The organism is Roseibacillus ishigakijimensis, from assembly GCF_016595415.1.
In the GTDB taxonomy this organism is placed as follows: domain Bacteria; phylum Verrucomicrobiota; class Verrucomicrobiia; order Verrucomicrobiales; family Akkermansiaceae; genus Roseibacillus; species Roseibacillus ishigakijimensis.
This window is the reverse complement of sequence record NZ_JAENIO010000011.1, coordinates 1-22,968: the sequence shown is the minus strand read 5'-3', so window position 1 is coordinate 22,968 and position 22,968 is coordinate 1. Positions and strand designations below refer to the sequence as shown.

General features: G+C 60.2%; 18 protein-coding genes and 1 pseudogene. 14 read left to right on the top strand and 5 right to left on the bottom strand.

The features are described 5' to 3' along the window. Window positions 1–83 precede the first annotated feature (83 nt). The 3 genes from JIN78_RS06055 to JIN78_RS06045 all read left to right on the top strand — a co-directional run bounded on the left by JIN78_RS06055 (window position 84) and on the right by JIN78_RS06045 (window position 7,946). Window positions 84–4,787, top strand: a complete 4,704-nt coding sequence (locus JIN78_RS06055) for a beta strand repeat-containing protein (protein ID WP_200391054.1) — start codon at window positions 84–86, stop codon at window positions 4,785–4,787. 112 nt (window positions 4,788–4,899) lie between these two features. After that, window positions 4,900–7,437, top strand: coding sequence for a DEAD/DEAH box helicase (locus JIN78_RS06050; protein ID WP_200391053.1), 2,538 nt, complete (start codon window positions 4,900–4,902; stop codon window positions 7,435–7,437). Between the two features lie 32 nt (window positions 7,438–7,469). Further along, window positions 7,470–7,946 (top strand): low molecular weight protein-tyrosine-phosphatase, encoded by a 477-nt coding sequence (locus JIN78_RS06045; RefSeq protein ID WP_200391052.1) that lies wholly within the window; start codon window positions 7,470–7,472, stop codon window positions 7,944–7,946. A gap of 75 nt (window positions 7,947–8,021) precedes the next feature. On the opposite strand, the gene JIN78_RS06040 is transcribed toward JIN78_RS06045, so the two are convergent. Continuing rightward, a complete protein-coding gene (locus JIN78_RS06040) occupies window positions 8,022–10,256 on the bottom strand; it encodes a LamG domain-containing protein (RefSeq protein ID WP_200391051.1) in 2,235 nt (744 codons plus the stop codon). 272 nt (window positions 10,257–10,528) lie between these two features. Here JIN78_RS06040 and JIN78_RS06035 point away from each other — a divergent pair, with 272 nt between their 5' ends. Further along, window positions 10,529–11,911 carry a class II fumarate hydratase gene (locus JIN78_RS06035; RefSeq protein ID WP_200391050.1) on the top strand — a complete coding sequence of 461 codons (1,383 nt, stop codon included), beginning with the start codon at window positions 10,529–10,531 and terminating at the stop codon, window positions 11,909–11,911. A gap of 75 nt (window positions 11,912–11,986) precedes the next feature. On the opposite strand, the gene JIN78_RS06030 is transcribed toward JIN78_RS06035, so the two are convergent. The 3 genes from JIN78_RS06030 to JIN78_RS06020 are packed head-to-tail and all read right to left on the bottom strand — an operon-like array spanning window position 11,987 to window position 14,713. Next, window positions 11,987–12,919: a sugar phosphate isomerase/epimerase family protein gene (locus tag JIN78_RS06030; protein WP_200391049.1), complete on the bottom strand. Its 933-nt coding sequence runs from the start codon at window positions 12,917–12,919 to the stop codon at window positions 11,987–11,989. 47 nt (window positions 12,920–12,966) lie between these two features. After that, on the bottom strand, window positions 12,967–13,923 hold the full coding sequence (locus JIN78_RS06025) for a hypothetical protein (RefSeq protein ID WP_200391048.1): 957 nt from the start codon (window positions 13,921–13,923) through the stop codon (window positions 12,967–12,969). Window positions 13,924–13,945: 22 nt separating this feature from the next. Next, the gene (locus tag JIN78_RS06020) at window positions 13,946–14,713 is read right to left on the bottom strand and encodes a hypothetical protein (RefSeq protein ID WP_200391047.1); all 768 of its coding nucleotides are present in this window, start codon (window positions 14,711–14,713) and stop codon (window positions 13,946–13,948) included. Between the two features lie 150 nt (window positions 14,714–14,863). On the opposite strand from JIN78_RS06020, the gene JIN78_RS06015 reads away from it, so the two are divergent. From JIN78_RS06015 to JIN78_RS05985, 7 genes are all read left to right on the top strand, one after another. Next, window positions 14,864–15,961 carry an AAA family ATPase gene (locus tag JIN78_RS06015; protein ID WP_200391046.1) on the top strand — a complete coding sequence of 366 codons (1,098 nt, stop codon included), beginning with the start codon at window positions 14,864–14,866 and terminating at the stop codon, window positions 15,959–15,961. Between the two features lie 134 nt (window positions 15,962–16,095). After that, complete coding sequence (locus JIN78_RS06010; RefSeq protein WP_200391045.1) at window positions 16,096–16,845, top strand: hypothetical protein; 750 nt, start codon at window positions 16,096–16,098, stop codon at window positions 16,843–16,845. A 17-nt stretch (window positions 16,846–16,862) separates the two neighbouring features. Continuing rightward, on the top strand, window positions 16,863–17,744 hold the full coding sequence (locus JIN78_RS06005) for a DUF58 domain-containing protein (protein ID WP_200391044.1): 882 nt from the start codon (window positions 16,863–16,865) through the stop codon (window positions 17,742–17,744). 39 nt (window positions 17,745–17,783) lie between these two features. Continuing rightward, window positions 17,784–18,164, top strand: a complete 381-nt coding sequence (locus tag JIN78_RS06000) for a four helix bundle protein (RefSeq protein WP_200391043.1) — start codon at window positions 17,784–17,786, stop codon at window positions 18,162–18,164. A 46-nt stretch (window positions 18,165–18,210) separates the two neighbouring features. Beyond that, window positions 18,211–20,205, top strand: a complete 1,995-nt coding sequence (locus JIN78_RS05995) for a BatA domain-containing protein (protein ID WP_200391042.1) — start codon at window positions 18,211–18,213, stop codon at window positions 20,203–20,205. A 195-nt stretch (window positions 20,206–20,400) separates the two neighbouring features. Then, complete coding sequence (locus tag JIN78_RS05990; protein ID WP_200391041.1) at window positions 20,401–20,970, top strand: hypothetical protein; 570 nt, start codon at window positions 20,401–20,403, stop codon at window positions 20,968–20,970. Between the two features lie 48 nt (window positions 20,971–21,018). Beyond that, on the top strand, window positions 21,019–21,177 hold the full coding sequence (locus JIN78_RS05985; RefSeq protein ID WP_200391040.1) for a DUF1328 domain-containing protein: 159 nt from the start codon (window positions 21,019–21,021) through the stop codon (window positions 21,175–21,177). 176 nt (window positions 21,178–21,353) lie between these two features. On the opposite strand, the gene JIN78_RS17955 is transcribed toward JIN78_RS05985, so the two are convergent. Beyond that, complete coding sequence (locus JIN78_RS17955) at window positions 21,354–21,656, bottom strand: transposase (RefSeq protein ID WP_200391114.1); 303 nt, start codon at window positions 21,654–21,656, stop codon at window positions 21,354–21,356. 199 nt (window positions 21,657–21,855) lie between these two features. On the opposite strand from JIN78_RS17955, the gene JIN78_RS17950 reads away from it, so the two are divergent. The 3 genes and pseudogenes from JIN78_RS17950 (at window position 21,856) to moaC (ending at window position 22,834) form a co-directional block, all read left to right on the top strand. Beyond that, entirely contained in the window at window positions 21,856–22,095 is a 240-nt protein-coding gene (locus JIN78_RS17950) for a substrate-binding domain-containing protein (RefSeq protein ID WP_377174010.1), read from the top strand. Continuing rightward, window positions 22,077–22,214: pseudogene (locus tag JIN78_RS17945) on the top strand (GntR family transcriptional regulator); the annotation flags it as partial. The gene JIN78_RS17950 and the pseudogene JIN78_RS17945, both read left to right, overlap by 19 nt. A gap of 134 nt (window positions 22,215–22,348) precedes the next feature. Continuing rightward, window positions 22,349–22,834, top strand: coding sequence for a cyclic pyranopterin monophosphate synthase MoaC (gene moaC, locus JIN78_RS05970; protein WP_200391038.1), 486 nt, complete (start codon window positions 22,349–22,351; stop codon window positions 22,832–22,834). The last annotated feature ends 134 nt before the right edge of the window (window positions 22,835–22,968 follow it).

The following is a 22,968-nucleotide window of genomic DNA, read 5'->3' as shown; positions in this document are numbered from 1 at the left end:
CAAAAAATGGCATCCAAGAACGGGCGGCAGGCGTTGCTGGAAAGGGTGGCTCAGTGAGCTCCCCAAACCCCTTGTGAATTGCCATGAAACAATCAACTTCCTCCCGAAAACCTTCCCTCTACGGAAGCACTCCCTTCCAGCTGCGGGCCCACTCGCCCGCCTACTCCCTTGGGCTGGCCCTCCCGCTCTGCCTACTGACTTCGCAGGCCTTCGCCACAGACTTCGTCGTCGATACTGCCGTTGACGAGCCCTACAATGGCGGCACCCTGGGTGCCGAATCCATGGATGGCGACGGGCTGTCCCTGCGGGAAGCGGTCGCCCTCGCCAACCAGAATGCGGGGGCGCCCGATAGCGGGGAAGCGGATGGGGATACCATTTCCTTCAACTTCGGCCTCCTCTCAGTCATTGATCCGCCGGTCTTCACCCTGAGCAGCGAGCTCACCATCACCGACGATCTGGCCATCGATGGCTCCCTGGCTCTGGCCGGGGGAGCACTCGGGCAAGTGACCCTCGATGGCGGCGGGGCCGTGCGGCTCATCGCCACCGACACCACCGTGTCAGTCGGGACCAGCGACTTGGTCAGTCTGACCAATCTCACTTTACAAAATGCGTCCACTCCGGAGAACGGCGGGGCCCTTCTCACCGCGGAGGGCGATGAGCTGGAGCTAACCAACGTCACCCTCTCCAACAACCAGGCGGCCAATGGCGGGGCGCTCTACAACCAGGGAGTCGCCACCCTGAGCGAGGCGACCCTGACCGGCAACATCGCCACCGCCGACTCAGGTAGCGGCGGGGCCATCTTCAATGCGGCCGGAGCCAAGCTCACAGTGGCGAGTTCCACCTTCGACAGCAACATCGCCAACCGCGCGGGCGGAGCCATCGAAGACCAGTCAGGAGGCAGCGCAGGCTTCGATATCTCGCTGGATGAGGTTGTCTTCACCAACAACAATGCCGGGGTCGCCCCGGCCACGGCGGCTCCCGGCAATGGCGGGGCCATCCACATCACCGGAACGGGCTCCATCGAAATCATCGGGGGCTCTGCCACGGGCAACGTGGCCGCTAAAGAAGGGGGAGCCTACTGGAACGGTGCCGGGCTTATGACGGTGAGCGGCTCCAGCATCACCGCCAACGTCGCCAGCGGCGCGGAAGCGAATGACGGGGGCGGCGGCATCTTCAACAACGGGGGCGACCTCACCCTCGCGGACAGCACCCTTCGCGGCAACATCGCCGATGGAGCGGCGGGCAGCGGAGGCGGAGTTCTCAGTCTGGACGGAGCCTTGCTTCTCACCAACTCGACCCTGGCAGCCAACGTGGCCAACCGCGCGGGCGGAGCCATTGAGACTATTGACGGCGAGCTGACTCTCACCAACGTGACCCTCGGAGGGCCGGAGGTGGCCGATGGCAACATTGCGGGACCCGATGGCAGCGCGGCCCCCGGCAACGGTGGCGGCATTCACATCTCGGGCAGCACGACGACCCTCATCTCCGGTGGTCTGGTGCAGTTCAACCAAGCGGCCCGCGAAGGCGGCGGACTTTGGAACCAAGTCAACTCGACCATGACCCTGAACGGCGGCCTCGTGATCACCGACAATATTGCCAGCGGCGACGCGGCCGATGATGGCGGGGGCGGCATTTTCAACAACAGCGGCGAGCTCATCATTGAAGACACCGATGGAGCGGTGGACATCTCCCGCAACATGGCGAACGGAACCTCTGGCAGCGGCGGCGGCCTCCAAACCATCGGCGGCACAGTGACCATCACCGGCGCGAGCTTTTCAGAAAACCAGGCCAATCGCGCGGGGGGCGGCATCGAGGACGCCTCTGGCGCGGGCCTCGGCCTCACCCTGACCAACGTCACTTTGGATGGAAACAACGCGGGCGCGGCCCCGGCTACGGGCAATCCCGGCAGCGGCGGCGGTCTTCACGTCACCGGCCCCGGCGACCTCACCATCACGGGCGGCAGCATCACCAACAACGTGGCAGCCGCAGAAGGCGGAGGCCTCTGGAACGGCACTGGGTTGATGACTCTCGTGGGCCCCTCTATCACCAGTAATACCGCCAGCGGCGCGGGTGCGGATCAAGGGGGCGGCGGCGTCTTCAATGCCGGGGGAACCATCGACATTCAGACCGGGACCCTCATCGATGCCAATGTGGCGGACGGATCTGCTGGCAGTGGCGGCGGCCTCCTGAACGATGTCGGCGGCAAGGTGACCATCACCGGGGCCACCATCACCAACAACGTGGCCAACCGCGCGGGCGGAGGCATCGAGGACAATGCGGGTGCGGACGGAGAACTGACCGTGACCGACACTATACTTTCCAGCAACAACGCGGGGGCGGTTCCGGCAACGGCGGCTCCCGGCAATGGCGGAGGCCTCCACATCACCGGTGCGGGCAACGCCACCTTCACTGGAGGCACCATCGCGGACAACGTGGCGGCCCAGGAAGGGGGCGGACTCTGGAACGGCTCCGGACTCCTCACCGTTTCGGGCTCGACTCTCTCCGGCAACGAGGGCCAGGGCCCCGAACTCCATGACGGCGGCGGGGCCATTTTCAACAACGGCGGCACTGTCGAAGTGAAAGACGAGGCCATGCTCACCGCCAATCTGGCCACCGGCGCAGCGGGTAGCGGAGGCGGCATCCTGAATGTCTCCGGCGGCACCGTGACTGTGCGGAACTCCACCCTCCGTGGCAATGTGGCCAATCGCGCGGGTGGAGGCATCGAGGACCAATCGGGACTCACCGAAGGCGTGGCCATCCTCCTGGAGGGAGTCACGCTAACCGAGAACAACGCGGGTGTGGCCCCGGCCACCGCCGCTCCCGGCAATGGCGGTGCTCTCCACGTCAGCGGCCCCGGCAACGTCACCGTCATGGGTGGTCTGGTCGATGCCAATGTGGCGGCGGCGGAAGGCGGCGGCCTGTGGATCAATACCGGCCTCCTCATTGTAGACGGAGTGACCGTTTCCAACAACATCGCCAGCGGTAATGACTCCGACCAAGGCGGCGGCGGTCTCTTCAACGAAGCGGGCTCCATCGAGGTGCGCAACAGCTCGGTGCTCGACGGCAACATCGCGGACGGCACCTCCGGCAGCGGCGGCGGCATCCTCAACAACAACGGCGGCATCCTGACCGTGACGAACTCCACTTTGCAAAACAACCGCGCCAATCGCGCCGGTGGTGGCATCGAGGACAACGCCCGCGATGCGGTAGGATCGGTGACCCTCACCAACACGACCTTCACCGCCAACAACGCGGGAGCTGAGCCTGCGATGGCTGCCCCCGGCAGCGGCGGAGCGATGCACATCAGCGGTCCCGGAATGGCCACCATCACCGGCGGCGTTTACTCCGGCAACCTCGCGGCGGCGGAAGGTGGCGCCCTCTGGAACGGCACCGGAACGATGACGATTTCGGAGGTGGAAGTGACCATGAATATCGCCAGTGGAGCGGCCGCCGACCAGGGCGGAGGCGGCCTCTTCAATGCCGGTGGCACCCTGCAAGTGAGTGACAGTGAAATCACCGACAACGTCGCGGACGGCGCATCCGGCAGCGGCGGCGGCATCCTGAACGACGCCATGGGCACCCTCACCGTGACCGGCTCCATCCTGAGTGGAAACATCTCCAACCGTGCGGGCGGAGCCCTCGAAGTCACCGGCGACACCCTATCCACCCTCACAAACTGCCTGGTGACAGACAACGAAACCGGCCCCGAAGGAATGGCAGCCCCCGGCAACGGCGGAGCCATCCACATCAGCGGCTCGGGCAGCGTCAGCACGTCAATGAGCACCTACAGCGGCAATATGGCCGGCAACGAAGGCGGTGGTCTCTGGAACTCCGGAGCGGGCACCCTGGAAGTGAGCGATTCCACCATCAACGGAAACTCCGCTCCCGATGGCGGCGGACTTTTCAACCAAGCAGGCAGTGGCGTGACCACGGTGACCAACTCCACGGTCTCTGGCAACATGGCCAGCAATGCCGGCGGTGGAGCCCAAATCGAAGGAGGAGCAATGACCTTCCTCCACGTCACCCTCGCCAACAACTCGGCCCCCAGCGCCAGCGGGGTCAATGTCGTCACAGGCAACCTGAATGCTGCCAACAGCCTCTTCGCCGACCATGATGGACCGGACGTGGTGGGAGCCTTTGCCCAATCGACGACCAATCTCGTGGAAGACAACTCTGCCACCAGCGGGCTCGATTCCGCCAGCGTGACCGGAGTGGACCCCGCGCTGGGAGCCTTGGCCGACAATGGGGGCGCGACCGCGACCCACCTGCCCGCAACCACCAGCCCGGTCGTTGACGCCGGTTCGGTGGCCCCTGCCATGGCCCTCATGAACGACCAGCGGGGCGATGGCTTTGCCCGTCTCCTTGGCAACGCGGTGGATATCGGCGCGGTGGAAGTCTTCCTTCTCAACTACGAGAGCTGGGCGGCTGACAACTTCACCGAAGCCACACCGCTCAATCAACGCGACCCGGAGGATGATGCCGATGGCGATGGCAACAGCAATGCCCTCGAGTGGCTCACCGGCCTCGATCCCGAGACCGCGGAAGCCTGCCCCATCGTCTTCAGCGCCGATGGTGACGAGCTGACCTTCAGCTATCCCCGCCAGAACATCGTGCCCCCTGGCGCGGAAGGCCTCGAAGTCTCCCAAAACCTCGTGACTTGGGACGACACCGTGATGCCGACCCGTGAAGGCAGCGAGGAAGACGCCGAGAGCCAGCTGATCACGCTGACGCTGTCGACCAGCGCGTTTGACAAACTCTTTGCCCGTCTCGCCATCAGCGCGAACTAACCCCCTTTCCCGGGCAATCCACAAAGGCCCCGGAGTTCGCAAGGACTCCGGGGCTTTTTTATGAAGAAAATTCCGTGCAGCGGGGCGCAGAGGTGATTCATTGAAGGCCCGCTTGTCCCCCCTGCTCCAGCCCTTCTTCGCCACCCGGCAATGGACTCCCTTCCGCTACCAGGAAGAGACTTGGGAAGCCTTTGCCCGGGGCGAAAGCGGCCTCGTGCACGCGCCCACCGGACTGGGGAAAACCCTCGCCGCCTTCCTCGGCCCCCTCTCTGCCGAGCTGGAAAGCCCCACCCCTCCCGGCCAACTGCGCGTGCTCTGGCTCACCCCCCTGCGCGCCCTCGCCGCCGATACCCTCGCCTCCCTGCGCGAACCCGTGGCCGAACTCGCCCCCCATCTGAACGTGGAGGCCCGCACCGGCGACACCTCCGGCTACCGCAAAAAAAAGATCCGCGAAAAGCCCCCCTTCGCCCTCGTCACCACCCCCGAGTCCCTCTCCCTTCTCCTGAGCTATGAAGACTCCCGTAGCTATTTCGAAAACCTTCAGGCCGTCATCTGCGACGAGTGGCACGAGCTGCTGGGCAGCAAACGCGGCTCCCAGACCGAGCTCTGCCTCGCCCGCTTGCGGGCCTTCAGCCCCACTCTCCGCACCTGGGGCCTCTCCGCCACCCTCGGCAATCTCGAGGAAGCCGCCCAAGTCCTCGCCCCGGTAGGGAGGCCTCGCCGAGGCATCCGCGAAAACGACTCTTCCCCCACCCTCATCCATTCCAACGAACAAAAACCCCTCGTCATCACCACCCTGCTCCCCCGGGACATCGACCGCTTTCCCTGGGCCGGCCACCTCGGCACCCGCCTCGTGCGCCAGGTGGCCACCGAGGTCGACAAACACAATTCCACCCTACTCTTCACCAACACCCGCTCCCAGACCGAGATCTGGTTCCAGGAATTACGCAAAATCCGCCCGGAGTGGGAAGACACCCTCGCCATGCACCACGGCTCGCTGGATCGGGAGGACCGCGAGGACGTGGAAGACGGCCTGCGCACCGGCCGCCTCAAGTGTGTCGTCTGCACCTCCAGCCTCGACCTCGGGGTGGACTTCTCCCCCGTCGACCTGGTGGTGCAGGTCGGTTCGCCCAAGGGCATCGCCCGTCTCCGCCAGCGCGCGGGACGTTCCGGCCATGCCCCGGGCCAGACTTCCAAGCTCCTTTGCGTGCCCACCAACGCGCTCGAGTTGCTGGAATTCGCCGCCGCCCGCGATGCCATCCAGGACCTCGGTCGGGACGCCTCGCCGAGGCCTCCATCCCCCATCGATTCGGAGGGTCCGGCGAGCCCTCCCGGCCCGCACCTCCATTGCGAATCTCGTCCCCCGCTCCCCAAACCCCTCGATCTCCTCGTGCAGCACCTCGTCACCCTCCTCATCAGCGAGCCCGCCCAGCCCGAAGATCTCCGCCGGGAGGTGATGAGCAGTTATGCCTATCAGAATCTAACAGATGAAGAATGGAACTGGGCCCTCGGCTTCATCACCCATGGAGGCGAAGCCCTCAAAGCCTATCCCGGCTATCGGAAGGCGGAAGCCCTGCCCGACGGCCGCCTCACCGTCACCGACCGGCGCAAGATTCAGCTCCACCGCCTCTCCATCGGCACCATCACCAGCGACCAAAACGTCCTCGTCAAGATGGGCAATGGCAAGCTCCTCGGCACCGTGGAAGAAGGCTTCATCTCCAAGCTCAAACCCGGGCAACAGCTCGTCTTCGCCGGACGTCGCCTGGAATTCGTGCGTCTCCACGCCCACACCGCCACCGTGCGCGCGGCGCGCAAGAAGCACCAAGGCCAGATCACCACCTGGACCGGGGCCAAGATGTCGCTCTCCACCGAGCTCACCCACGCCATCGCCCATCGGCTCCATCGCGACCCGGCGGAAACGCCCGAGACCCGCTCGCTGGCTCCCCTCCTGAAGATTCAGGGACAATGGTCCCGCCTTCCCGACGACACCAGTCTTCTCATTGAGCACACTTATCTCCCCAAAGAGCGCACCCATCATCTCTTTCTCTACACCTTCGCCGGGCGCTCCGCCAACGAAGGCCTCGGCGCCCTCCTCGCCTGGCGCATCACCCGGGATACGGGAGCGACCGTGGAAGCGACCCAGAATGACTACGGCTGCGCCCTCGCCAGCGGCAGTCCCCTCCCCTTCACCGCTGCCGATTGGCGGCCCCTCTTCACCATCACCAACCTCATCGAGGACCTCCTCTCCTGCCTCAACGCCACCGAACTCGCCCGCCGCCAGTTCCGCGATATCGCCCGCGTGGCCGGACTGGTGGTCGCGCAATACCCCGGCAAACGCAAGACTGGGCGCGAGCTGCAGACCTCGGCCTCCCTGCTCTACGACGTCTTTCGCAACTACGACCCCGGCAACTTGCTCTTGGCACAAGCGCAGCGCGAAATTCTGGAAAAGCAGCTTGAATTCACCCGCCTGCAAGCGGTCCTCCTCACCCTGCAAGACCTGCCTCTCCACTTGCAGGAGACCGAACGCCTCACCCCCTTCGCCTTCCCCCTCTGGGCCGACCGCCTGCAGGCCAACACCACCGGCAAAGACTACGCCACCCGCCTGGAAGCCATGCTCACCAGCCTGGAGTCTTGTGCGGGAGATTCTTGATCTTTCCCCCTCCGCGCGCCTAACTGACGGCCATGACCCGCCTCCTCTTCGTTTGCCTCGGCAATATCTGTCGCTCTCCTGCGGGGGAAAATACCCTCCGCCACCTCCTGCGTGAGAATGACATCACCGATGTCTCGCTCGATTCGGCGGGCACGGCGGGTTATCACATTGGCAAGGGGCCGGACCCGCGCATGACCGCGACCTTGGAGGAACGGGGCATCCGGGTGACGGGGACGGCGCGGCAGTTTTCAAAGCAGGATTTCGATGACTTTGACCTCATCCTCGCCATGGATGAGGACAATCGGAAGGACATTCTGCGGCTCGCCCGCAGTGAGGCCGACCGGGCCAAGGTGAAGCCCTTCATGTCTTTCTGTAAAAATTTTTCCAATGCCGAAGTGCCCGATCCCTACTACGGCGGGCAGGACGGCTTCGACCTCGTGGCCGACATCATGGCTGACGGCTGTGCGGGGATTCTGTCCGCCATCGCACGAGAACAAGGCCAAAAGTAAAAAATCCCCGGGGTCCGATTCCACCAAAGGTGAAACCAGCCCCAGGGATGGGTGAGTCGCTTCTCTCGTGAGGGCCTACTCGGCGGCGACCTCAAAGATGGCGTAGAAGGCTTTCCCGCCTTCCCCGGCCCCCAGAGGAGCGGGATCGGTGAAGGTGTGGGTCGTGCCCCCGGTGAAGGGCTCGCCTACATTCTGCCAGTCGCTGCCATCGAGCAGGACGCTTCTCATCATTTGGTAGGTCTTGTCGACCGCCAGCTGGGAAACGGAGACCTCCACCGCATCGCCAGAAGCGGTGAAGCCAAAGGAGTCGACCGAGACCTGATCCCCGCCGGGGGGCTCAACGACGACCCCGTCGATGAGGTTCTGGATGGAGTTCCCCGTTCCTTCGTTCCAAATGGCGGCTACTTGCTCGGCGCTGATGGCCCGCTTCCAGACCGCCACGTCATCGATCATTCCATTCCAGCTCCGATAGGGGCCGGCCGCATCCTCGGGGGTGCCGGGATTCCCCCCGATGAGCAGGGGCAAGGCGCTTTCCGCAAGAACGGCATTGCCCAGGGATTCTCCCGCCAGCTGGCCATCAAGATAAATTTGCGTGGATTCTTCCGCGCGGGTGATGGCTGCCACGTGGTGCCAGGCCCCGTCATTCACCGGAAAGGCATTGGCGGCGGCGGCCGAGGTGGGCACATCGGGCAGCCCCCCGGCGTAGCCCATACCCGTGGAGGACGAGTAGCGGGCAATGCGCCAGTTGGAGCCCTCCCCTTTCGAAATCAGAGCCTGCCAGCCTTGGTCAAAGTTCTCAACCTTGAACCAGGCGGAGACGCTCAAGTCGCCCCCGGGGTTGTCATAGGTATCATCCGGGGCCCCGGTGATCTCGACATACTGCTGGTTGGCACGGTCGAGGTCGATGGCTTGGCCAAATTGTCCCGTGGCATAGCTTGCAGTCACTTCCAGGCCCCGCATTTCGCCATGACCCGCCGAAGAGCTGGCATCCTGGAGATGGTTGTCGAAAGACCAGTAGCCGACGAGCTGGCTCAACCAGAGCGGAGGAGTAGAGGCGGCATCGGTGGGGTCTTTGGGAGGATCGTAGGTCAGCTCTTCGCTATCGGTGAAGCCATCGCCATCGGTGTCATCGCTGTTGGGATTGGTCACAAAGCCATCTTCTCCCGCCGCCACTTCCTCGCCATCGGAAATGCTGTCGCCATCACTATCGACTTGCAACGGATCGGTGGGGTCCCCCGGCAAACTGCCCAGGGCGGGCCCGGTCCAGGGATTGGCGGAGCCCGTGCTCTCCTGCAGATTGCTCAAGCCATCGCCATCGAAGTCATCATCATTGAGAGGATCCTTGCCAGCCTCATGCTCAACGAAGTCGTCAATGCCATCCCCATCAGTATCAGCCTCGTTGGGATTGGTCCCGATGAGGCCTTCCTCTTCGTCGGAGAGACCATCGCCGTCGCTATCGATTTCGCTCCGCAGGAGGGAGAGCGGTTTCTTATTGAGCAGAACAACCTCCTCGGCAGTGAGTTCCCGGTTCCAGATCGCGACATCATCAATCTCTCCGGTGAAGAAGGCTTGGAAAACATTCGGGTCAGCATTGTTGTGACGCGCACCGATAGTCAGCCAATAGTTGGCCGCATTACCCGGTCCGGGAAAGGAGGCGTCATCAAGAAGCGTGACGGCTTCATCTTCCACGCCATTGATGTAAAGGCGCCGGTAACCAGAGCCCTCATTCTCCTCGTCCCAACCACGATAGGTCGCCACGAAGTGAATCCAGCGCGGTTGGTCGAGGGAGACGTCAACCGAGCCCTTGGGATCGTCGGTGCCTGCGGTCGATCGCAGGGTGAAGGTCGCATTGGGCGAGGTATCGTGCCGCCGGACTTGAAAGCCTTCGGCCCCCTCGCCCCGCTTAGCAACCCAGGGAGCCCAGCGCGCGGGAAACCCCCTTGCCCAGAAGGAGATGGAGAAGGCGTCGAGAACCGGCTCGCCTGAAGTCTCATCATCCAGGAGGGCCTCGTCGAAGGTGTTCTGATAGTTGGTCTCGCTGATATGGGTGTTGGCGATGCGAATCCCAACGGTGCCGTCGAAGCTCGCACTTTGGCCAAAGGATTCCTCCGGGCCCGCCACATAAGAAAGGGCACCCGTGCCCACCTCTACCCCATCGTGAGTCCCCGCCGCATGGGCTCCCGATTGATCGAGGAGATCATTCTCAAAGGTCCAGTAACCGATCAAATCCGCATCGATCTGGGCCGATAAAGGGTTTGCGAATAGGGCCAGTCCTCCGCCCAGCCTCAGGAATTGCTTGAAGGTAATCATGTGTTTTTATGGTTTTTACCGTATTGGAGAGATCGGCAATTAGCGCAATCCGCCAATACAGCTATTCTAATTTCCTATCAAAAACCCGCCGCAAGAGACAAGGAATCAGTAGAGATTGCCGAGTTAACAAATAAACCTCCCCAACAGGAGGACAAGAATCGGCAGGGAATTGGCAAAAGAAGTCATGCCGCGCGATGGGTCGGCCCGACAAAGGCACGATTCGCGCGCTTTCGGTCTGGACTCGGATCTCGGATCTCTGGTCTCTTAAAGGCATGTCCGACACACGTATTGAACGCGATTCCATGGGTGAGATGGCGGTGCCCGCCGAGGCCCTCTACGGAGCTTCCACCCAGCGCGCCGTCCTGAACTTTCCCGTCTCCCACCGGCCCGTCGATCCCCTCATGATTCACGCCTACGGGCTCATCAAGCTCGCCGCCGCCCGCACCAACGGAGAACTGGGGGTGGTGGATTCCGCCAAGACCGCCATTATCGAAAAGGCCGCCCGCGAGGTCTTTGAAGGCCAGCACGACGCCCATTTCCCGGTGGACACCTACCAAACCGGTTCCGGCACCTCGACCAACATGAATGCCAACGAGGTCATTGCCAACCGCGCCAAGCAGCTTGCGCCCGATTGCGGCGTGCATCCCAACGACCACGTCAACCAGAGCCAGTCCTCCAACGACACCTTTCCCACCGCGATGCACATTGCCACCGGCACCGCGCTGAAGGACCTCCTCATTCCGGCCCTCGAAGGCCTGCACAAATCCCTGGTGCAGAAAGCCCACGAATTCCACGACGTCCTCAAAATCGGTCGCACCCACCTGATGGATGCCACCCCGGTGCGCCTCGGGCAGGAATTCGGCGGCTTTGCCAAACAAGTGGAGCGCTCCCTGGACCGCGCGCACAAGGCGCTCAATGCCCTCTTCGAGCTCCCTCTCGGCGGCACGGCGGTGGGCACCGGGCTGAACTGCCACCCTGATTTTCCCAAAAGGGCCATCGCCCTCATCGCGGAGGAGACCGGCCTCGACTTCGTGGAAGCGGAAGACCACTTCGAAGCCCAGGCTGCCAAGGACGCCCTCGTGGAAGTCCACGGCCAGCTCAACACCATCGCCACCAGCCTTTACAAAATCGCCAACGACATCCGCCTCCTCGGCTCCGGTCCCCGTTGCTCCATCGGCGAGATTTCCCTCCCGTCCACCCAGCCCGGCTCCTCCATCATGCCTGGCAAGGTCAATCCCGTGATGTCGGAGGCGGTCACCATGGTAGCGGCCCGCGTCTTCGGCAACCACAACACCGTCACTTGGGCGGGGGCCAATGGCCACTTCGAGCTCAATGTCTTCATGCCTGTGATGATTGATGCCGTGCTGCAGTCCATCCGCCTCCTCGCCAATGGCGCGACCATCTTTGACGAAAAATGCGTGCAAGGCATCGTGGCCAACAAGGAGCGCTGCGAATCTCTCATCGAGAACTCTCTCTCCATGGTCACCAGCCTCGCCCCCATCATCGGCTACGAGCCCGCCAGCAAGATCGCCAAGGAAAGCGTGGAAACCGGCCGCACGGTGCGCGAGCTCTGCGCCGAACGCCTCGACGAACTCGGCATCACCGCCGAGCAACTCGCCGAAGCCCTCGACCCGGCGAAAATGGCCGGCGAGTGAAGCCCACCCCGGCAGCGCCACTTCTCAAATCGACGTTTCAAGAACACGCGGAGGACCGTCTCCGCGTTTTTTTGATCAAGCTCCAAACGCCTCGCGCAACAAGGCGAGACTCTCGGGAATAGCCTGCAAAGGATCGGCCTTGCCCTCGAATTCCAGCGACACATAGCCTTGGAATCCCGCTTTCTTCAAGATTCCTGCAATACGCGGGTAGTCCAGATCGAGGGTATACCACACCCCGCCCCCCTGATAGGTCTTGGCCTGCAAGAGCACGGTTTCGTCCGCTAGCTGCGCCAAGCGTTCATAGGGATCCTGCAAAAAATTTCCGGTGTCCAGAGTCACCTTGAACCAAGGCGAATCGATGGCGTTCACCACCCGCAGCACCCCCTCGGGAGTCACCCCAAGCCCCCAGTGATTCTCCAGCCCCAAGACCACGCCGTTCTTCTCAGCCACGGGAAGAATCTCCTCGTAGGCCGCGATGACCCAGCCATAGGCATCCTCCTCGTCATAGCCCGCGAGCGGCTCTTCCACCCCCCGCTTGGCCATGAGGTCGTCGAAATCCCGCGAGGTGCCCCAAGTGCCGGAATTGACCCGCATGGTGGGGATGCCGAGGGCATTGGCCTGCTCAATACAAGCGATGGTGTGATCGATATTTCCCTGCCGCTTGTCCTTGTCCGGAGAGAGGAATCCCTGGTGTGTGGAATACCCCATCAAATCGAGACCGTTGAGAAAAGCCTGCCGCTTGAGTTTTTGCAACGTGGAGTTTTCCACATCAGGCAACTGCCGTTGTAAAATTTCGAAGCCATCGAAGCCCATGCGAGCGGCATGGTCGAGGCAGGCCGAAAGATCCCGCAGCTCCTCCCGCCGAAAACCCCAGAAAGAATAAGAGGAAACCCCGAGGCGATTGGGACGGAGGCCGACCCCAACTTCAGCTTGCTTGGGCTCAGCCGCTCGCACCCCCGCCGCCCCGGCACTGAGCCCGGCCGTAGCCAGGAAATGTCTTCGCTTCATCGCCTCTCTATCTCTTATAAACTCATCTCCCAGCACCGAGCCGGGATCTAGCTATCGGACCTCACCCGCCAAAAGTGCTTGTCTCCAGAGGCGGATTCATCCGTGAAGCGAAACTCAATTTCACCCGGATAACTCTCCACATCCTCTGAACCATCCAGCGGATAGTCTGTGACTCCCGAGGAAAAATCCAGGTCCGCACTGCTCTCTACGGTGTAAGTGGTCTCCCCCGTATCGGCAAAGCGCAGGGTGACCCTTTGGGTGGCAGACTCATATTGCAAGCTGCTCACCATCGTCGCCTCCAGAGGGATGGGCCCATACTCCACAGTGACTTCATCCAGGTTGAAATCATAATTGGAGTTCCCGAAAGTAGCGATATCCACCCGGCTAAAGGTAAAATCTTCCGCGATATTATCGAGATAGGAAAACGTGCGAAAGCTGCCGTCACCGATCTCCCCGGAGGTCGTCAACAGGAGCTCCCCCTCGCCGGTGCGCGCCAAGGTGAAACTAACGGTATGGGAATAACCATCGTTGGGACTGCTATTCAGCCGGATACTGGGAACATCCTCAAAGACCTCCAGGACCACGGCATCCGAGATCAAATTCGGAGCCGTGCCATCAAGCTGCATATCGATATAATGACCTTCCCCGTAGGCAATCCCCCCCGCACTCAGCCGACCGATATAGGCCGCGCTCCCCTCGCCGTCGGAAAGCCCGATGGTCAGGGCACGGCTGACACTCGCGCCCGAAGAAGTGAAGAAAACCTCCGCCGAGAATTTGATTTGCTCTCCCACCGCGAGAGTGACGGAAGTATCGAAATCACTAAACGCCCGGGTTGCTCCAGCCCCACCATTGTCAGTAACGACCAGAAGACCATCACTTTGCAGAACAGAATGATCATCGGTGCCCCAGTTGCCAGCATCGGACTCGAAATCGTCGAAGAGCACCGTCTCCGCAGCGGTCATCGCCGGGAAGAGAAGAATGAGATTGAAAAAACCCTTTTTCATCACTCGCAGAAGCTTAGTGAATTTATTTGCGACGGCGCAGCAAAATCGCGGGAAAACAGACGGCAGCCAACAGCGCGGTGGAAGGCTCCGGAATGGGCATCACGGAGACAGTCACATCATCAAGATTGAAGTCGTAGTCCGAGTTTCCAAAAGTCCCCACGTCCACTCGGCTGAACGTAAAGTCACTGGCGGCAGCATCGGCATGAGTGAAAGAGCGCACGGAACCGTTCCCGATCTCGGCCGTAGTTGTCAGCTCCAACTCTGTCAATCCAGTCCGCGCGAGGGTGAAGGTAATAGTATGGGAATAGCCATCTCCTGCCGAAGTATTGGTCCGGATACTGGACACCCCGGAGTCAGTGCCCAGAGCAGTGCCGCCAGCAAGAAGATTATTGGCTCCACCATTAAAGCTCGCATGGGTGTAATGGCCTTCTTCATAAGGGTCGGCTCCCGCGCTGATGCGATTGATGTAAGCCGTGGCTCCTTCCCCATTGGACAAGCCGATAGTGAGAGCACGCGCAACCCCGGCCCCCGAAGAAGTGAAAAAGACCTCGGCAGAGAATTGCAACTGTTGCCCAACCAACAAAGAGACCGGAGAATCAAAATCCGAAAAAGCCCGGGTAGCTCCTACCCCCCCATTGTCGGCAACCACCAAAACCCCCGCGCTCTGAGAAACCGAGTGATCGTCCGTGCCCCATCCTTCCGTTCCCATCTCGAAATTATTGGAGAGAACAGTTTGGCCATGAGTAACTACGGAGCCAAGGGCGAGAAGTGAAAAGATTTTTGCTGTCATGATTTCAGTCAAATACAGAAAGAGAATATCAATTCTGCTCCGCGAAGAAAGCAGATTCGGAAAAAATTTACCCGAAGAGGCCTAAATGAGAGCAACCCCAACCCACGCTGGACAAACGGGGGGAAGGACCTAGCCTACCCGATAGAACCAATGTCCGATCATTCCGCTCCTGAATTTGAGAAAAGCGAAGGCCCCAAGAGCCCTCCTGCCGAGCCTCCCGTCGCCAGCGAATCCGCCCGCCCCCAACCGGTGGGCGACCTCCCCGAGGACGATGTCGCCGCCATTGATCAGCTGGGCGACTCCTACCGCAAGCTCAAGGCTGAGCTCGGCAAGGTCATCATCGGCCAGGAAGACGTCATCGAGAAGCTCTCCATCTCTCTCTTTGGCGGCGGTCACTCCCTCCTCATGGGCGTGCCGGGCCTGGCCAAGACTTTGCTCGTCTCCTCGGTGGCCGAGACCCTCGACCTCAGCTTCTCGCGCATCCAATTTACCCCCGACCTGATGCCTGCCGACATCACCGGCACGGACATCATTCAGGAAAGCGGCGTGGGCGGAAAACGCGAATTCGAGTTCATCAAAGGCCCCGTCTTTGCCAACATCGTGCTGGCCGACGAAATCAACCGCGCCCCCGCCAAGACCCAGTCCGCCATGCTGGAGGCCATGCAGGAGAAAAAGGTCACCGTCCTCGGCAAGACCTACCAGCTCGACAAGCCCTTCTTCGTCCTCGCGACCCAGAACCCCATCGAGCAGGAGGGCACCTATCCCCTTCCCGAAGCCCAGCTGGACCGCTTCATGTTCCTCATCGAGCTGGACTACCCCAGCGCGGCGGAGGAAGGCCGCATCGCCCGCGAGACCACTGGCAAAGCCCCCGAAAAGCTCTCCAAGCTCATGAACGGCGAGCAGATCCAAGCCTACCAAAAGCTCGTGCGTCGCGTGCCCGTGCCCGATCACATTTACGACGATGCCGTCACCCTCGTCCGCCGCACGCGCCCGAACAGCGAGGACGCCCCCGCCTGGATCAGCGAGCTCATCGGCTGGGGATCCGGCCCCCGTGCCATCCAGAACCTCGTCATCGCCGCCAAAGCTCGCGCCGCCCTGCACGGCAGCTATCTCGTCCGGCGCGAAGACCTCCTCGCGGTCGCCACCCCCGTCCTCACCCACCGCGTCATCCCCAACTTCGCCGCCGAATCCCAAGGCATGACTTCGCAGAAGATCGTGAAGCGCCTTCTTGAGGAACTGGACGATTAAGCCCCAAGGGGGCGACCTACAGGGTGAACTGAACAAATAAGCCCCAAGGGGGCGACCTATATCAGCCCAGGGCACCGCCCTGGGATTCCCGGAGAGAAGAAGAACCGAGCCCTGAAGGGGCGCACCAACGACGTATGAACCCAGAACCCACAGCTCTCCAGAACCATACGGAATCGCTTCAAGGGTTTCCGAATGCTAGCGAGCATTCTCAAGAAAAGATTCGCCCCCCTCTTTGGCTTCTACTCGTCTACTCCTATCTCATTCTGCTCACGGGAAGCGTCATTTACGGCATAGCCACCTACACGGACCCTTGGCAGGGCCTCTTCGCGGGAATCTTCGATGCCATTTTTCCTTATGGTTTCCTCTGGGCTTTCTTCTGTCTCCCTTGGGTGCTTCTTTCAGCTTGGGTATACCATCACAATCATTGGCAACGACTACGACGCACCATCGTTCTGCTCCCTTCCCTAGCTTTCCTCTGCTTACAAATGACCGCGGCCGTCAATGACTACCCAACACCAACGAAACGGTTCAGAGACCTGACGAAAATTGATTTTCCGGAGACAGCTCAAAACATCCAAACCTATTTTTACGGAGGAGGGTTAGCGGATTATGGCGATTTTTACTATTTTGAAACATCTGCAACCGAAACCCAGCGTTTGATTCGCCAGCTGAAACTCAGTTCTCCCGGTAGACAAGGGCAAGACGACTTGAAATTCGCAATAAGAACCGAACCCTTGAAAAATCTTTTTCCAAAGGCACCTAGCCTCAGCCCACCCTCCGCTTGGACCGTTCATTCGGGGGCCGACGAAGAAGCTAACCGCCACTACACCCTCATCACCGATGTCTCGCAAACAAAGGTCTTCCTGTCCGTTTCTAGCATCTAACCAATCGCCCGCCTTTCATGCACGACTTCATCGATCATAAGCTCCTCGCCCGCCTCTCGGCCCTGCCCTTGGAAACCAAGCAGGCCATGATCGGGAACGTGGCGGGCAAACACCGCTCTCCCCATCGCGGTTCTTCGGTGGAGTTCGCCGAGTATCGCAAGTATGTCCCCGGCGACGACACCCGGCGTCTCGACTGGAAAGCCTTCGCGCGCTCGGACCGTTTTTACATCAAAGAGTTTGAGGCCGACACCAACCTGCGCGCTTACTTCGTGGTCGACTCCTCGGGCTCGATGAATTTTGCCAGCGGAGAACACGACAGCAAGATTCAGTATGCCCGCCGCCTCGCCGCCTCTCTCGCTTACCTCTTGGTCAAGCAAGGGGACGCCGCCGGGCTCTCGGTCTGTAACGAAAAAATTCACCTCGAAATCCCCCCTTCGCGCTCGGCCTCCCAGCTGCAGCACATCTTTGACAACCTCGGCAAACTCGAGCCCAAAGGCGAAACCGGCCTCGTGGACGCCCTCCACACGGTGGCGGAAAAAATCAAACAACGCGCCCTCGTGGTCATCCTCTCCGACCTCTTCTGCGATCCCGAGGAACTGGGCGACGCCCTGCAGCACCTCCGCTACCGCAAGCACGATATCGCCATCTTCCACTTGTTAGACCGTCAGGAGATCGACTTTGCCTTCGACCGGCCTCACCGCTTTGTCGACTTGGAAGACGACTCCGTCCTCGTCGCCGAGCCCAACCTCATCGCGGACGAATACCAGGCCGCGCTTGCCGACTACCTCACTGCCGTGGAGGCCAAGGTCCACGATGCGCAGGCAGATTACCGCAAGATTGTCACCGATGAGGACTATGAAGAGGTGCTCTCCGACTTTTTGACGAACCGGTTGAAGTAGCGCTTGCGAAAAACTAAAAACGAAAGACTTAAACACTAAATGCCGGAATCAAAGAAAGGACCCTACGATCTGGAAGGGCGGACCTTTGAGTTCGCAGTTTCGGTTCGTCGCATTCTCGCGCGCAACACCCTTCCTCCAGTCTGCTGGGCTGATTCAGAACAAATTCTTCGCTCATCTGGTTCTGTGGGAGCAAACTATATCGAAGCCAACAGTTCCATCTCCCACCGAGATAAACTTTTCCGCATGAAAATTGCCCGCAAGGAAGCGGCAGAATCGAAACACTGGGCCCGCCTTCTCCAAACAACCTTGCCGACCTCCCTTGTTGAGGAAATGAGAACCATCGAGCAGGAAGCCGATGAGCTCATGCGCATCCTGAGCGCCATCCTCAAAAAGCTCGAAGCCCAGCACCCACCCGAATAGCTCCCTTTCGTTTTTAAGTCTTTCGTTTTTAGTTTTTCCCAAAAAGATGTCCTTCCTCCAACCCGCCCTCCTCTGGGGACTGCTTGTGGTCTCCCTGCCCATCATCATCCACCTCCTCAACCGTCGTCGCCACCGCACGGTGAAGTGGGCGGCGATGGACTTTTTGCTAAAAGCGACCCGGGAATCGCGGGGGAAGAAGAAGCTCAAGCACATCCTCATCCTCACCTGCCGGGCCCTCGCCATTGCGGCCCTCATCTTTGCCATCGCGCGACCATTGTTAGGCGGCTTTCTCGGCTTCGGGGCCAGTGTCGATACCGTCGTTTTGATCCTCGATCGCTCGGCGTCCATGGAGCGCAAGGAGGCGGACGGCCAACCGAGCAAGCGCGAACTCGTGCTGCAACAAGTGGCCGATGCCATGGAGGAACTGGAAACCGCTCGCCTCGTGATGATTGACTCCGCCAGCGGCGAAATGACCGAAGTGCCCTCGCCGGAAGTCCTGCCCGAGCTCTCCACCACCCGGGCCACCGATACCGCGAGCGACATTCCCAGCCTGCTGGCAACGACTCTCGATTATTTACGCGAAGCCCAGCCAGGCCGAACCGAAATCTGGCTGGCCACCGACATGCAGCTAGCCAATTGGCGCACCGACGACTCGCGCTGGCCGGCCTTCGCCCAAACCCTCCGGGATCTGCCTTTCCCCACTTCCTTGCGAGTATTATCCTTGCCGGAAACACCCCGCGAAAATCACAGCCTCCGCCTCCTCTCCGTTCGCCGCAGCGAGACCGAACTGACCCTCGAACTGGAGCTGACCCGCGACAAATCGGAAGGAAACCTCAATCTGCCCATCACCGTGAACCTGAATGGAGCCCCCACCACCGACTCCTTGGTTTTGGAAGGGCAAAGCATCCGTTTCCGGCGCACGCTCCCCTTGCCCAATGCCGAGGCTACTGGCTGGGGGAGGGTCTCTCTCCCCCCCGACCCCAACCTGCGGGACAACCACGTCTACTTCACCTATGGCGAAGAACAGCCTCTCCTCACCACCTTGGTCCATGATGGCAGTCTGCCCGAAGAAGCCCGCGCCACCTTGCTCCGGGCCGTCAGCCCTCCAGGCCTCGCGAGTTTTCAGGTTCAGGAGTTGGAGCTTTCCGGACCGAGTGCTGATCCTTCCGCTCTGGACCTGCGGCAAACCGCTCTTCTACTCTGGGCCGCTCCCCTACCCACGGACACCGCAGCCGTCCTCGTGCGCAGCTATCTGGAGAGTGGTGGACAAGTCCTTTTTCTCCCAAATGAGAGTGATCCCGAAGCAACTTTTGCCACCTTCGCTTGGGAGCCCGTGGAGTCTGCCCCAGCAGGCAAATTCTTCATTGCAGGGGAAAACTGGCGGCGCGACGAGGGACCGTTTCGCGATGGTGACGACGGTACCCCCCTCCCCTTGGGACAACTCCGCGCCATCAAACGCCAACCTCTTTCCCCAGCCAGCGAGGCTATCCCTTTGGCCACCTGGGACGATGGCAGCCCCCTCCTGGCCCGGCGTATTCTCGGCCAAGGAACCGCCCACCTTTTAACGACCCTTCCTGATTACACTTGGTCGGACCTTGAACGCACCGCCCTCCATCTGGTCTTGACCCAGCGCTTGCTCGAACGGGGAGCCAGCAGGCTGGACGATAACAATCGCCCGGCCGGACAAGCGCCTGCGAACAATGCCACCGTGGTCAATTCCGCGCTGGAAGGCGCTCCCTATCCTGATTCTGCTGGTATCTATCGACTCACTGATGGCGAGGGAACTCTGCTGGCCCTCAATGTGCCCGAAAGCGAATTACGTATTGAGCAACTGACCCCCGAAGAGATTGGCGAATCCCTCCTCCCCGAGGCCCCAGTCAGTCTCTTTGAACAAAAGAGTGAAGGGAACCAAAGCCTGTTGCAGGAATTCTGGCGACCCTTTCTCCTCGCCATGCTCCTTTTCCTCCTCGCCGAAGCCCTGCTCACCCTCAATCGCAAGCCGATGGCCTCACCCAAATCCATCAAAAAGGCGACGGCTTGAGGTGCTTTGTGCAAGGAAGGCGGAATCTGCACCATGCCGCCCCGCAAATTGCACGAACTTTTCCTGCAAAAGGCCTCCTTTGCTCGGTCCATTGAGCAGCTAGCGAACAGCACTCATTATTTGAGCGTTGGCGGAGAGACAGTTGGAGACATCACCCCATAATTGGCAAACCTCCTGCAAATGGGGAGATGCCTTATGAAACTCCAAAACTATCTCTACACTGCCGGATTTCTCATTGGGCTTCCCCTCAGTGCCGAAGCTCAAAAGAAAGTAGAATCAAATGGTGAAGAAACGACCCGCGGGCCAGCTACAGCCAAGTCAGTGGCGAGCACTCAGGACAAGGTCGGGTATACCGTCACCGATGACGCTAAAGACACCCTGAAGTCCGAGCAGCGCCTGGAAGCCCTCCGCCGCGAAGTCGAACAGAAGGAGCAGAAACTTCGCCAGCTGAGAGAGGAACTCGCTCGAGTGGAGGATGCTGTCGAAGAGCAGCAAGAGACCGCAGAAGGAAACGCCAACCATGCGAGAGACCTCATTGAAGCGGAATCCGATCTCTATGTGAAGAGCTTGGAATACCTAACCAGCACGATCGCCGACTTGCAAGAAAAAGAGGTCAAGCTCGTCTACCAGCAACTGGAGAAGGACGGTAATTTTAACTATAAAGACAAGATGGCCGCTGTGGAAAGCTTCCGCAAAACCATCCATGCCAAGCTGCAAGCCCTCACCGACGAACTCTCCGATGAAAAAGGAGAAAAGACCCAATAGACTTTCGAACGAGCCTCCCAACCTTCAACCCCAAACAAAAATTATATTATGTTACACTATGCTATCATTTGCCTTGTTATTGCTCTCATCGCCGCAGCTTTAGGTCTGTCCGGCGTCGCTGGCTTCGCCATGAACGCTGCTTACATCCTAGGCGTCATCGCTCTGATTCTCTTCATCATCCACGCAGTCTCAGGACGTAGAGTCTAGCTTCCCAACACATCCCCTCCAAAAGGAACAACACAAAACCCGGAGCTTATCAACTCCGGGTTTTGCGTGTCCAGAAACAAGGGCAATTTTTCATTTCTGGACTAATCTCTAGTTATCTACAAGAACAGCGCTCAAGCGCGCGAAAAGGCTGCGCAACGTTTCTTCTGTAAAATTGGTCAAGGTCTTTTGCTGAAAGTTGAAATTGATTTGGTTTTTGGGGTTAGCTTCGGATCAGCTTTGTTCGTTTTTGAGGGAGATTTTTCCTGCTTCCCAGTTTCCGGAAATCTCGATGAGCACCCCGGTGACGAGTCGCTCAAGGGACTCCTCACTGGAAAAATACCGACGACGCGGGTGCGGCGTTGGATCTGGGTATTGAGGTTCTCGCAGCTGTTTGAGGTGCGCATTTTGCGCCGGTGGGCTTCCGAGAGAGCAAAGACAGTGAAACCCGCGGGAAGATTCTCCTCGGCCCAGGTGGCCAGCTTGGGCTAGTCGCCCTGACATCGTTCCACAAAGGCCCGCAGGCGCTCTTGGGCGTGGTCTTAAGAGTCTCCATTGAAGATCGCTTTGATTTCGGCAGCAATGGGGATTCTCAGACTCTATTTGGTGATATAGCCCTGCGCATTCTGTTGCAGGTGGAATTGACACCGCTCCCAGCAGCACCATTCCCACCAATGTTCCGTGCGCGCAGAATTCGGCCAGACCAGTGACGCGACCTTTGCGAGCAAAGTCCTGTCTTTTCGTCCTGATGCTATCGTTTGCAGCAACGACCACACAGCCGCCATTCTCATTCAAACTTTGGGAAAGTTCGGCATTTCCGTGCCCCAGAACGTCAGAGTCGTTGGCTTCGACGACACGGGGTTCGCCAGCCTGGTCACTCCCCCCCCCTCACAACCGTTCATCAACCCTGTCAACGGATAGCCATCTCCGCCTTCCGCGCCATGATGGACCGGCTCGTGGAACCCTCGTTACCTGCTCGCGCCATCAGCCTCACTCCTCACCTTGTCGTAAGGGAATCCCGTGGCGCCTACACAGCGTAGAGAACGCCAGTGTCCGCATACCTAACCAAAGCAGAACTCTTCGGCACAGGCATCTCTCCCAAGAGGAGCTTTGTTCTCCCTCCTTAAAAAAAAGGGGCCTCGACAGTGATTCCACACGATTTACTTTTCGCGCCATGAGCGACACCCCTTCCCTAAGCCATTTATCCGAATCCGACCAACCTCGCATGGTCGACGTCAGCCAAAAAGCGATCACCGCCCGCACTGCGGTGGCCACCTGTCTGGTCAACTTGGGAGCGGAGCTCGTTGCCCAGATGGAAGATGGCGAACTCAAAAACAAGAAAGGTCCGGTCATGCACACTGCCATTTTAGCCGGCATCCAAGGCACGAAGCTCACCTCCCAGCTGATTCCACTTTGTCACCCCCTGCCGCTGGATTCCTCACAAGTGGAAATCAACATCTCGGACAGAGAAACGGTGCAAATCACCTGCACGGCAAGAACTACCGGAAAAACCGGGGTCGAAATGGAAGCCCTCACCGGAGCCTCCGTTGCTGCTCTCACTCTTTACGACATGTGTAAATCGGCCAACCCTGGGATCGTAATCAGCCAACTCAAACTTGTTCAAAAAACCGGTGGAAAGTCGGATTTTTCCGCTTCCTGACAAGATTCGGGCCTGTTTCACGGCTTAGCCAAGGACATCTTTTCCCAGTTGGCGGAAGTTGTAGAGGCGCTCGGGCTTGGGGACGGTGGCGAGACCTTTGAGGGGTCGCGGACCGGTTTGACGAGAGGGGGCAA

Excerpts from the sequence above, each read along its gene's own strand:
- JIN78_RS06020 (WP_200391047.1), bottom strand. The coding sequence starts at position 14,713 with ATGACAGCAAAAATCTTTTCACTTCTCGCCCTTGGCTCCGTAGTTACT.
- JIN78_RS06045 (WP_200391052.1), top strand. The coding sequence starts at position 7,470 with ATGACCCGCCTCCTCTTCGTTTGCCTCGGCAATATCTGTCGCTCTCCT.
- JIN78_RS06040 (WP_200391051.1), bottom strand. The coding sequence starts at position 10,256 with ATGATTACCTTCAAGCAATTCCTGAGGCTGGGCGGAGGACTGGCCCTA.
- JIN78_RS05990 (WP_200391041.1), top strand. The coding sequence starts at position 20,401 with ATGAAACTCCAAAACTATCTCTACACTGCCGGATTTCTCATTGGGCTT.
- JIN78_RS06000 (WP_200391043.1), top strand. The coding sequence starts at position 17,784 with ATGCCGGAATCAAAGAAAGGACCCTACGATCTGGAAGGGCGGACCTTT.
- JIN78_RS05985 (WP_200391040.1), top strand. The coding sequence starts at position 21,019 with ATGTTACACTATGCTATCATTTGCCTTGTTATTGCTCTCATCGCCGCA.
- moaC (WP_200391038.1), top strand. The coding sequence starts at position 22,349 with ATGAGCGACACCCCTTCCCTAAGCCATTTATCCGAATCCGACCAACCT.
- JIN78_RS06005 (WP_200391044.1), top strand. The coding sequence starts at position 16,863 with ATGCACGACTTCATCGATCATAAGCTCCTCGCCCGCCTCTCGGCCCTG.
- JIN78_RS06025 (WP_200391048.1), bottom strand. The coding sequence starts at position 13,923 with ATGAAAAAGGGTTTTTTCAATCTCATTCTTCTCTTCCCGGCGATGACC.
- JIN78_RS06055 (WP_200391054.1), top strand. The coding sequence starts at position 84 with ATGAAACAATCAACTTCCTCCCGAAAACCTTCCCTCTACGGAAGCACT.
- JIN78_RS06015 (WP_200391046.1), top strand. The coding sequence starts at position 14,864 with ATGTCCGATCATTCCGCTCCTGAATTTGAGAAAAGCGAAGGCCCCAAG.
- JIN78_RS05995 (WP_200391042.1), top strand. The coding sequence starts at position 18,211 with ATGTCCTTCCTCCAACCCGCCCTCCTCTGGGGACTGCTTGTGGTCTCC.
- JIN78_RS06010 (WP_200391045.1), top strand. The coding sequence starts at position 16,096 with ATGAACCCAGAACCCACAGCTCTCCAGAACCATACGGAATCGCTTCAA.
- JIN78_RS06030 (WP_200391049.1), bottom strand. The coding sequence starts at position 12,919 with ATGAAGCGAAGACATTTCCTGGCTACGGCCGGGCTCAGTGCCGGGGCG.
- JIN78_RS06035 (WP_200391050.1), top strand. The coding sequence starts at position 10,529 with ATGTCCGACACACGTATTGAACGCGATTCCATGGGTGAGATGGCGGTG.